We start from the raw sequence: 10950 nt of genomic DNA on the forward strand, positions 1-10950 counted from the left end.
GGATGGAGAAAATAAATTAAATATCCGCAAACAGTGATACTTTAAAATTTGAACGTCACCCTGTCCCGACGCTTTGGGATTTTTCAGAGCCTGCTCCGATTTCTATCGGAGGTCTAAGTTAAATGTATAGACTGTTCGTGTTAGATGCTGAAACAAGTTCAGCATGACGATTTATTCATAATTTTAATTTAATGAGTAAACAGACATAAATAAAATCTCACATAGTTTTAAAACCAATTTCAGCTTTGTTATAATTTTCTTAATTTACGGCACTTTAAGTGCTAAACCACATTTAATCCAACTACAATTTATGAAATTAAGACTTTTACTATGTCTGGTATTTCTGGTCAATCTACAAAGTAAGGCGCAGGAATACTTCCCCAAAAATGATGGGGTAAAAAATCCCCAAACCAACCACACGGTATTTAAAAACGCCAAAATTCACGTAAGTCCGCAGGAAATTATTGAAAGCGGAAGTTTCGTGGTAAAAGATGGTAAAATTAGCACCATCGGTAAATCGGTTAACGAACCTGCTAATAGTATAGTGATAGATCTGCAAGGAAAAGAAGTATATCCTTCTTTTATTGATCTTTACAGCAGCTTTGGAATAAAAGAACCTAAGGAAGTTGAAGGAGGAAATGGCCAGCCGCAATATGAGGCTAGCCGGGAAGGGTATTACTGGAACGACCATATTAGGCCTGAAACTGAAGCTGTAGCAGCTTTTAATTACGATGAAAAAGCCGCCACTTCTCTTCACAAAGCAGGATTTAGCGTGGTAAACACACACGTTCCCGATGGTATTATTCGTGGCACCGGAATGCTTGTAGCTTTAAATCCCGACGGAACCGAGGGAGATCGTATTCTTAAAGATCGTTCGGCACAATACCTTTCTTTAGACAAAAGCAAATTGTCCAGACAATCTTACCCTACCTCAACAATGGGCGCCATGGCTTTAATTCGCCAAACTTATTTAGATGCAGAATGGTATGGAAAAGGAAAGTCTGAAAACAAAGATTTAGCCCTGGAAGCACTAAACCGAAATAAAAATCTAACGCAAATATTTGCTACCGATAATCTTTTGGATGCTTTAAGAGCCGGAAAATTAGGCAACGAATTCAGCGTTGATTATGTGATTTTAGGTGACGGAAAAGAATATCAACGCCTTCAGGAAATTAAAGAAATCGGAAGCACCTTTATTGTTCCCCTTAATTTCCCTGATGCTTACGATGTGGAAGATCCTTTTATGGCCGAACACGTGACTTTAGAAGAAATGAAAACCTGGAACCAGGCACCTGCAAACTTAAAAATGCTTGCAGAAAATAACATTCCGTTTACCATAACTACACACGACCTGGATGTTGAAAAAGATTTTAGAAACAACTTATTAAAAGCGGTTAAATACGGTTTAAGCAAAGAAGATGCACTTGCCGCTTTAACCACCACTCCGGCAAAAATTTTAGGTGAGGAAAATCGTTTGGGAACTTTAAAGGAAGGCGCCTGGGCGAATTTCATAATTACTTCAGGAGATTATTTTGATAAAGAAACCAGTGTTTATGAAAACTGGATCCAGGGAAAAAAGGCAGTGATCACTGAAATGAAGACTACCGATATTACTGGAACTTACACTCTTAAAGTAGATGGAAAAGATTACGAACTTAAAATAACCGGGAAACCGGAAGCGCCAAAAGCAAGTGTAAAGTCTGGTGACACAAAATTGGGCGCAAAGCTTAGTTTTTCTAATAACTGGATGAATTTATTACTTTCTTCGGCAGATACTACAAAAACAGGCTTCACCCGTTTAGTCGCCAAAACCGATGAAAATACTGAGGATATTTCCGGAACAGCTTATTTAAGTGATGGTTCAGAAACATCTTTTAGCGCTGTTAAAAATTCTTCCGCAGAAATCACCGAAACAACTGAAGAGGAAGAAGAAAACGGTGAGAAAGATGATGATAAAGAGGAAGAAATCCGTGAAATTATGCCGGTAAGTTTTCCGAATAAAGCTTACGGATTTTCGGAAATGCCTAAAGAGGAAACCATTCTTTTTCAAAATGCTACGGTATGGACCAATGAAGAAGAAGGAATTATAGAAAACACCGATGTTTTAGTAAAAGATGGAAAAATTTCCAGGATTGGAGAAAACCTTAAGGCCGGAAATGCCCGGGTAATTGACGCAACCGGAAAACACCTTACTTCGGGAATTATAGACGAGCATTCCCATATTGCAGCATCTGCCATTAACGAGGCCGGCCACAATTCTACCGCCGAAGTAAGTATGGAAGATGTGGTAGATCCTACCGATATGAATATTTACCGAAACCTTGCCGGTGGAGTAACTACCGTGCAGTTATTACACGGTTCGGCGAATCCCATTGGAGGGCGTTCTGCGATTTTGAGGTTAAAATGGGGGGAAAATGCTGAAGACTTAATTTTTGAAAATTCCCCTAAATTTATAAAATTCGCATTAGGTGAAAATGTAAAGCAATCTAACTGGGGAAGCCGCTCCAGGTTTCCACAAACCCGTATGGGTGTAGAGCAGGTTTTTACCGATTATTTCACCAGGGCAAGAGAATATGAAGAGGCCAGAAAAAACGATAAGGATTTTAGAAAAGACCTTGAAATGGAAACGCTCGTTGAAATTCTTAACAGCGAACGCTTTGTTTCAGCGCATTCTTATATTCAGAGCGAGATTAATATGTTGATGAAAGTTGCGGAAAGTTTTGATTTCAGAATTAATACTTTTACGCATATTTTAGAAGGTTATAAAGTAGCCGATAAAATGAAAGAACACGGTGCCGGCGGTTCTACTTTTTCTGACTGGTGGGCTTATAAGTATGAAGTGAATGATGCCATTCCATTTAACGCGCCAATTATGCATAGCCAGGGAATTGTAACGGCAATTAATAGTGACGATGCAGAAATGAGCAGAAGATTAAACCAGGAGGCAGCAAAATCTGTAAAATACGGAGGAGTTTCTGAAGAAGATGCCTGGAAATTTGTAACATTGAACCCGGCAAAATTATTGCATATAGATGATAGAGTTGGAAGCATAAAAACAGGAAAAGACGCCGATCTTGTGCTATGGTCAGATAATCCATTATCTATTTACGCTAAAGCAGAAAAAACGCTGATTCAGGGAAAAGTTTTCTTTGATATTGAAAAAGACAAAAAACTACGGGAAGAGATTCAGCAACAAAGAAGTGCACTTATCACGCAAATGCTGCAAGCCAAAAATAAAGGTTTGAGAACGCAGCCGGTGACTAAGAAAGAAGAACAAAATATCCATTGTAACCTATTGGAGGAAATACATTAAAAGACAAATGAAGATGAAATATTTAGTAATACTTGCGCTATTTACCTGCATAGGAAATTCTTTTGCCCAGCAAACCCCGGCTTCTAAACAAACTGAAGCAGTAACTATTGTTGGGGCTACCGCTCACCTGGGGAACGGAGAAGTGATTGAAAATAGTTTAATAATTTTCGAAGACGGCAAGATCACCCAGGTGATGGATGCTACCGCTACAAAAATGCAATACCGCGGCCGAATTATTGAAGCCGAAGGAAAACACGTATACCCGGGCTTTATTGCGCCAAACGCCACTTTAGGTTTAGTAGAGATCGACGCTGTTCGTGCTACAGACGATGAAGATGAAATAGGTTCTATGCTTCCGCACATTAGAAGTTTAATTGCCTACAATGCCGAGAGTAAGATCGTTGAAAGCATGCGCCCAAATGGCGTGCTCATGGGGCAAATTGTTCCTCGTGGCGGCAGGATTTCAGGAACTTCTTCTATTGTGCAGTTTGATGCCTGGAATTGGGAAGACGCAGTAATTAAAGAAGACGATGGTTTACACATTAACTGGCCAAGTAGTTTTACAAGAGGACGCTGGTGGGCCGGTGAAGATCCCGGAATAAAAGTGAGTGATGACTACCAGGATGAAATTTTAAAACTGGAAGAATTTTTCGCTTCGGCTAAAGCTTATTTAAAAGGTAGCAAAGAGAAAACTAACCTGGCTTATGATGCGATGCAAAACGTTTTTACAGGGGATAAAAGGGTTTATGTTCACGTTGATGGAAAAAAGGAGATCCTGGACGTTATTGAATTTAAAAAAGACCAGAAACTGGAACATTTAGTTATTGTTGGCGGCTACGAGGCACATAAAACAATTCAGGATTTAAAGGAAAATAATATTCCGGTATTGGTGCAACGCCCTCACGACACGCCAAACAGCGAAGATCACGATTATGATTTTCCATATAAATTAGCCGGAATTTTACATAACCAGGGAGTTTTGGTTGCCCTGGAAAGTAGCGGTAGTATGGAAAGAATGAACACCAGGAATCTTCCGTTTTATGCTGGTACAGCAGGTGCTTATGGTTTAGGAAAAGAAGAAGCCCTTAAATTGATCACTTCGAATACGGCGAAAATACTTGGGATAGATAATATGCTTGGAACCCTGGAAAAAGGAAAAACCGCTACCTTATTTATAAGTGAAGGAGACGCATTAGATATGAGGGGAAATATTCTAACCCACGCTTTTATACAAGGCCGCCAGGTAAGTTTAGATACTCACCAAACAGAACTTTACGAACGTTATATGAAGAAATACGATAGCGCGAGTAAGTAGCCGTATTTCTCTAACTTTTATCTAGAGGTTAACAATTTTACCAGCACAGGTATTTTGTTGACCTCTTTTCTTTGCAATAGGTTTAAACTCTCTATTTTTACACTCATGGTTAAGCAAATTAGCAGTACACAGAACAAAGAAATAAAACACCTGCTCCAACTGCAGGAAAAATCCCGGCTACGCCGAAAAGAAGGTGTTTTCCTGGTAGAAGGCCAACGGGAAATTCAATTGGCTTTGAAGGGAGATTTTGAACTGCAATCAATATATTTTTGTGGAGATTTGATCGATTTTCAAGCAATTGAAGAACTTATTTCAAACCAAGTTTTAATTACTGAAATCTCTGCCGAAGTTTATGAAAAAATAGCCTACCGAAGCAGTACCGAAGGTGTTTTAGCAATTTTTAAAGTAAAAGAAAACAATTTGCAAAGCATTAAATTTGAAACTAAAAATCCTTTAATTCTTATCGCTGAAGCCCCTGAAAAACCGGGAAATATAGGAGCGATATTAAGAACTGCCGATGCTGCAAAAGTAGATGCTGTTTTTATCGCGAATCCAAAAACCGATCTTTATAATCCCAATATAATCCGCTCGAGCGTTGGCTGTGTATTCACCAATCCAATCGCCACGGGAAGCACTTCAGAAATCATTGATTTTCTAAAGAAAAATAATATTTCAATTTACGCTGCGGCATTGCAAGCTTCTAAACCATATCATCAAATAGATTTCACCCAATCGGCAGCTATTGTAGTGGGAACTGAAGCAACCGGATTAAGTCAGGAATGGCGCGAAAATTCAACGCAAAATATTATTATTCCAATGAGCGGTGAAATTGATTCTATGAATGTTTCTGTTGCGGCAGGAATACTTATTTTTGAAGCCAAAAGACAACGCGGTTTTTAAAGAAAAAAGACCGAAGGCCTTAAGTATAATTCAGCATTAAATAAAAGCCTTTGAATCCCCAAACCTTATTTTATATCATCATAGCCATTATTATTATCGACTTTATCGTCGATAAAATTTTGGATACTTTAAACGCGAAACATTTTGATGACCCCGTTCCGCAGGAACTCAATGATGTTTACGATAAGGAGGAATACGAGAAGTCACAACGCTATAAGAAAGAGCGTTTTCGCTTTGGAATCTTTACTTCCACATTTTCCGTCTTGCTCACTTTAGGTTTTATCATTTTCGACGGATTCGCCTGGGTAAATGATATTGCCAGAAATTTTACCGATAACGCAATCCTGGTAGCTCTAATTTTCTTCGGAATAATTATGATTGGTAGCGATATCCTTACCACACCATTTTCCTGGTATAGCACTTTTGTGATCGAAGAAAAATATGGCTTTAATAAAACTACCAAAAAAACATTCTTCCTGGATAAAATAAAAGGCTGGTTAATGATGGCTGTTCTTGGCGGTGGAATCCTGGCTCTTATCGTTTGGTTTTATCAATTTGCCGGCAACGATTTCTGGTGGTATGCCTGGATCCTCGTAGCCGTTTTTTCTGTATTTCTCAATATGTTCTACGCCAAACTTATTGTGCCATTATTCAATAAACAAAGCCCGTTGGAAGAAGGTTCACTAAGAACTAAAATTGAAACTTACGCCAAAAGTGTAGGCTTTACGCTAGATAATATTTTTATTATAGATGGCTCTAAAAGAAGTACCAAAGCCAATGCTTATTTTTCAGGATTTGGAAAAGAAAAGCGTATCACACTTTTTGATACTTTGGTAAAAGATCTGGAAGAAGAGGAAATTGTTGCAGTACTGGCACACGAAGTTGGTCATTATAAAAAGAATCATATCATCGTAAATTTGGCCGCTTCCATTTTAACCACAGGTTTCACCTTGTGGCTTCTTTCGTTATTTGTAGGCAGCCCTGTCCTATCGCAAGCCCTGGGAGTAGAAGAACCCAGTTTTCATATTGGTTTAATTGCTTTCGGGATACTTTACAGTCCTATTTCAGAAATTACAGGGTTATTAATGAATTATTTATCTCGAAAATTTGAATACCAGGCAGATAACTATGCGAAGAAAACTTATGGTGCAGCCCCTTTAATTTCAAGTTTAAAGAAACTTACCAAAAACAGTCTAAGCAATCTTACGCCGCATAAAGCTTATGTTTTTATGCATTTTTCTCATCCTACGCTTCTGCAAAGGTTCAGGAACTTAAAGCGCAGTTAGTAGTTGTTTCTTTATAATCTTAATTGTACTTTTAATTTATGACAGAAGCTGCTATAGAGAAAGAAAATAAGCAAATTGCAAGGCAGTATAAAGAACTGCTGCGCATAAGTTACCGAAGCTTAAGTGACGAAGATAAAAAGCAAATTAGAAAAGCTTTTGATACTGCTGTAGAGGCACATAAAGACCAGCGCAGAAAATCTGGTGAAGCCTATATTTTTCACCCAATTGCGGTGGCAAAAATCGTGGCTTCAGAAATTGGTTTGGATGCCACTTCTATTGTTGCTGCGCTCTTGCACGATGTGGTTGAAGATACGATCTATACGCTTGAGGATATCGAAAAGATGTTCGGAAAGACCGTGGCGACCATCGTTGACGGACTTACAAAAATCTCCAGCTTAAAAAAAGATAAGGATGTTTCGCTGCAAGCAGAGAACTTCCGTAAAATGCTGCTCACTTTAAATGATGATATTCGAGTAATTATCATCAAAATTGCCGATAGGTTGCACAATATGCAAACTATGGATGCGATGCGCCGTGATAAGCAAGAAAAGATCGCTTCAGAAACACTTTATATTTATGCTCCGCTGGCTCACAGGATAGGGCTTTATAATATTAAAACCGAACTTGAAGATCTTGGTCTAAAATATACCGAACCCGAAGTATATCACGAAATTCACACCAAAATAAAGGAAAGCAAGGAAGAGCAGGATGCTTATATTAAGGAATTCTCGCGGATAATTGAAGATTCACTAAACCAGGAAGATCTTAAATACGATATAAAGGGAAGACCAAAATCTATCTATTCCATAAATCGTAAAATGAAAGCTCAAAACGTGAGTTTCGATGAGGTTTACGATAAATTTGCTATTCGAATTATTTATAAAAGTGACCCGGCGAACGAAAAATTCCTCGCCTGGAAAATATATTCCATAGTTACCGACCATTTTAGACCCAACCCTACCCGACTTCGGGATTGGATCTCTTCGCCTAAATCTACAGGCTATGAAGCCTTGCATATTACCGTAATGGGGCCAAAAGGCCGATGGGTAGAAGTACAAATTAGGAGTCAGCGAATGAATGAAATCGCTGAAAAAGGTTATGCAGCACACTATAAATATAAACAAGGCGATGCCCAGGAAGAACGTGGCATTGAAGAATGGTTGAACAGGCTTCAGGAAGCTTTGGAAAACCCCGATGTAAACGCGGTAGATTTCGTAGAGCAGTTCAAGCTCAACCTCTATTCAAAAGAGATCTTTATTTTTACACCGCAGGGTGATCTAAAATCTTTACCCAAAGGCTCTACGCCTTTAGATTTTGCATTTAGCATTCATACCGAAATTGGTTTAAAAACCCGTGGAGCCCGCGTTAATAATAAATTGGTTCCTTTAAGTCACGAATTAAAAAGCGGAGACCAGGTTGAAATAATTACTTCTGAAAATGCACAGCCAAATGTAAACTGGCTTGATTATGCAACCACTGCGAGAGCTCGCGCCAAAATAAAATCTTCTTTAAAAGACGAAAAACGCGAAATAGCAGAAGAAGGAAAAGCAATTCTTACCCGAAAATTACGGGCTCAGAAAATACCTTTTAATGAAAAGGTAATTAATGAGTTGGTGGTTCACTTTAACCTTAAAACCAGCCTGGATCTATTTTACCGCGTTGGCATTGGTAAAATAGATAATCAGAAACTCAAAGAATTTGCTTCTTCCAGGAGTAATGCGCTGGTAAGTTACATTAAGCGAAAGATCACCAAGCCTGTTATTGCTGAAGATCTTAATAAAGATGAGATCACTTCTAAATACGACCAGCTTGTCTTTGGAAGAGATGAAGATGAAACCTTAGAATATAAACTGGCCAATTGTTGTAATCCAATTCCGGGTGACCAGGTTTTTGGTTTTGTAACGGTAAATGATGGAATTAAAGTTCATAAGAAAAACTGCCCAAATGCGCTTCAGCTTCAAAGTAATTATGCGTACAGAATTATTCCGGCTAAATGGATAGATTCTTCCCAACAAGATTTTAAAGCAGTAGTAAAATTAACCGGAATTGATAATTTAGGACTTGTAAGCGAAGTTACTAAAGAGATCTCCAGCAACCTGAACGTGAACATGCAAAAGGTGAGTTTTGAAAGTGTAGACGGGGTTTTTAGCGGGCAAATAACGCTTAAGGTAAAGAACAATGCCATACTCACAAAAATCATTAATCGCCTCAAAAAAATTAACGGCATCGATAAGGTTAGCCGTGAATAATCCTATACCTTTGTAAGCTACAAAGAACTATGAGCAAAAAAGTTGTAAATAAGAACGATCAGGCAGTAGTTAAGAACGTTTTCACCAAGTATTTGGAAGAAAAAGGGCATAGAAAAACCCCCGAACGTTTTGCGATACTTCAGGAAATCTATAATAACGACGATCATTTTGATATTGAATCACTTTATATCAAAATGAAAAACAAAAAATACCGGGTAAGTCGTGCAACCCTCTATAATACCATCGATCTATTACTGGAATGCGGACTTGTAAGAAAGCACCAGTTTGGGCAAAACCAGGCACAGTACGAGAAATCGTATTTTGACCGGCAGCACGATCACGTTATTTTAACTGATACCGGTGAGGTTATAGAATTCTGTGATCCACGTATTCAGTCTATTAAAAAAACAATCGAAGAAGTGTTTGACATAGAAATTACCAAACATTCTTTATATTTTTACGGTAATAAAAAAACAACCAATTAACTTAAGATTTCAATGGCGGTAGATTTACTACTCGGTCTCCAATGGGGTGACGAAGGCAAAGGAAAAATTGTTGATGTACTCACCTCTAAATACGATATTATTGCTAGATTTCAGGGAGGACCAAACGCAGGGCACACCCTCGAATTCGACGGGCAAAAACACGTACTCCACACTATTCCTTCCGGAATTTTTCACGATGAAACTATAAACCTTGTAGGTAATGGCGTGGTGATAGATCCCGTGATCTTTAAAAAGGAACTGGACAACCTTAGCAAGAACAATGTAGATTATAAATCTAAATTGCTTATTTCACGAAAAGCTCATTTAATCCTGCCAACACACAGGTTATTAGATGCGGCTTCTGAGGCTTCAAAAGGAAAAGCAAAAATTGGTTCTACTCTTAAAGGTATTGGCCCCACTTATATGGACAAAACCGGGAGAAACGGAATTCGTGTAGGTGACCTGGAATTGGAAAACTGGAAAGAGAAATACAGAACCCTTGCCGATAAGCACGAGAAAATGATCAAATTCTACGATGTAGATGTACAATATGATCTTGCTGAATTGGAAAAGGAATTTTTTAATGCAGTAAAAACACTTAAATCACTAACCTTTATAGATAGTGAAGCTTATTTGCACAAAGCGCAAAAAGAAGGAAAAACCATTTTAGCTGAAGGTGCGCAGGGCTCTTTACTTGATATAGATTTTGGAACTTACCCCTTTGTAACTTCTTCTACCACTACAGCTGCCGGAGCCTGCACAGGCCTTGGCGTTGCACCAAACAAAATTGGCGAAGCTTATGGGATTTTTAAAGCTTACACTACTAGAGTTGGAAGCGGTCCCTTCCCTACCGAACTTTTTGATGAAGATGGAGAAACTATGGGCCGTGTTGGCAATGAATTTGGTGCTACTACCGGACGTGCACGTAGATGTGGCTGGTTAGATTTAGTAGCCTTAAAATATGCCGTACAGGTAAACGGAATTACCCAGTTAATTATGATGAAAGGTGACGTACTTAGCGGATTTAAAACCCTAAAAGTATGTACAGCCTATAATTATAAGGGAAAGGAAATTCAGCATTTGCCATATAATATCGAAGCAGAAAATGTAACACCCGTTTATACCGAAATTAAAGGTTGGGCTGCCGATCTTACCGGAATGACGAAAGTAGACCAACTTCCTAAAGAGTTTAATGACTATGTAGAGTTTTTGGAGAAAGAACTGGAAATCCCGATTAAGGTGGTTTCAGTAGGTCCCGATAGAACTCAAACAATAGAGCGTTAAGAAGTTTCAATCTTTATAAAATCAGAAGAGGCCGTCTAAAAAGTATTTAGATGGCCTTTTTTATTGATAAAAGTTTTTGTGAGAGAAGCGCTTCTTCTTTTGTAGATATTCTTAATGA

At 38.4% G+C, this 10950-nt stretch carries 7 protein-coding genes; all 7 read left to right on the forward strand.

Features of this window, described 5'->3' with window-relative positions:
• Nucleotides 1-310: 310 nt before the first annotated feature.
• Nucleotides 311-3313, forward strand: a complete 3003-nt coding sequence (locus tag B5440_RS13980) for an amidohydrolase family protein (protein WP_070054410.1) — start codon at nt 311-313, stop codon at nt 3311-3313.
• A gap of 13 nt (nt 3314-3326) precedes the next feature.
• Nucleotides 3327-4628, forward strand: a complete 1302-nt coding sequence (locus B5440_RS13985) for an amidohydrolase family protein (protein WP_100970641.1) — start codon at nt 3327-3329, stop codon at nt 4626-4628.
• Between the two features lie 105 nt (nt 4629-4733).
• Nucleotides 4734-5528 carry a TrmH family RNA methyltransferase gene (locus B5440_RS13990; RefSeq protein WP_070054412.1) on the forward strand — a complete coding sequence of 265 codons (795 nt, stop codon included), beginning with the start codon at nt 4734-4736 and terminating at the stop codon, nt 5526-5528.
• A 50-nt stretch (nt 5529-5578) separates the two neighbouring features.
• Nucleotides 5579-6814, forward strand: a complete 1236-nt coding sequence (locus tag B5440_RS13995; RefSeq protein WP_070054413.1) for a M48 family metallopeptidase — start codon at nt 5579-5581, stop codon at nt 6812-6814.
• Nucleotides 6815-6852: 38 nt separating this feature from the next.
• On the forward strand, nt 6853-9063 hold the full coding sequence (locus B5440_RS14000) for a RelA/SpoT family protein (RefSeq protein WP_070054414.1): 2211 nt from the start codon (nt 6853-6855) through the stop codon (nt 9061-9063).
• Nucleotides 9064-9092: 29 nt separating this feature from the next.
• Nucleotides 9093-9548, forward strand: coding sequence for a Fur family transcriptional regulator (locus B5440_RS14005; RefSeq protein WP_070054415.1), 456 nt, complete (start codon nt 9093-9095; stop codon nt 9546-9548).
• A gap of 12 nt (nt 9549-9560) precedes the next feature.
• Entirely contained in the window at nt 9561-10832 is a 1272-nt protein-coding gene (locus tag B5440_RS14010; RefSeq protein WP_070054416.1) for an adenylosuccinate synthase, read from the forward strand.
• The last annotated feature ends 118 nt before the right edge of the window (nt 10833-10950 follow it).

The sequence above is a fragment of the Salegentibacter salarius genome, from assembly GCF_900168265.1.
Taxonomy (GTDB): domain Bacteria; phylum Bacteroidota; class Bacteroidia; order Flavobacteriales; family Flavobacteriaceae; genus Salegentibacter; species Salegentibacter salarius.

What these genes read in the sequence shown, in the direction of transcription:
- B5440_RS14010 (WP_070054416.1), top strand. Translation starts at nt 9,561, where the DNA reads ATGGCGGTAGATTTACTACTCGGTCTCCAATGGGGTGACGAAGGCAAA.
- B5440_RS13980 (WP_070054410.1), top strand. Translation starts at nt 311, where the DNA reads ATGAAATTAAGACTTTTACTATGTCTGGTATTTCTGGTCAATCTACAA.
- B5440_RS13985 (WP_100970641.1), top strand. Translation starts at nt 3,327, where the DNA reads ATGAAATATTTAGTAATACTTGCGCTATTTACCTGCATAGGAAATTCT.
- B5440_RS14005 (WP_070054415.1), top strand. Translation starts at nt 9,093, where the DNA reads ATGAGCAAAAAAGTTGTAAATAAGAACGATCAGGCAGTAGTTAAGAAC.
- B5440_RS14000 (WP_070054414.1), top strand. Translation starts at nt 6,853, where the DNA reads ATGACAGAAGCTGCTATAGAGAAAGAAAATAAGCAAATTGCAAGGCAG.
- B5440_RS13990 (WP_070054412.1), top strand. Translation starts at nt 4,734, where the DNA reads ATGGTTAAGCAAATTAGCAGTACACAGAACAAAGAAATAAAACACCTG.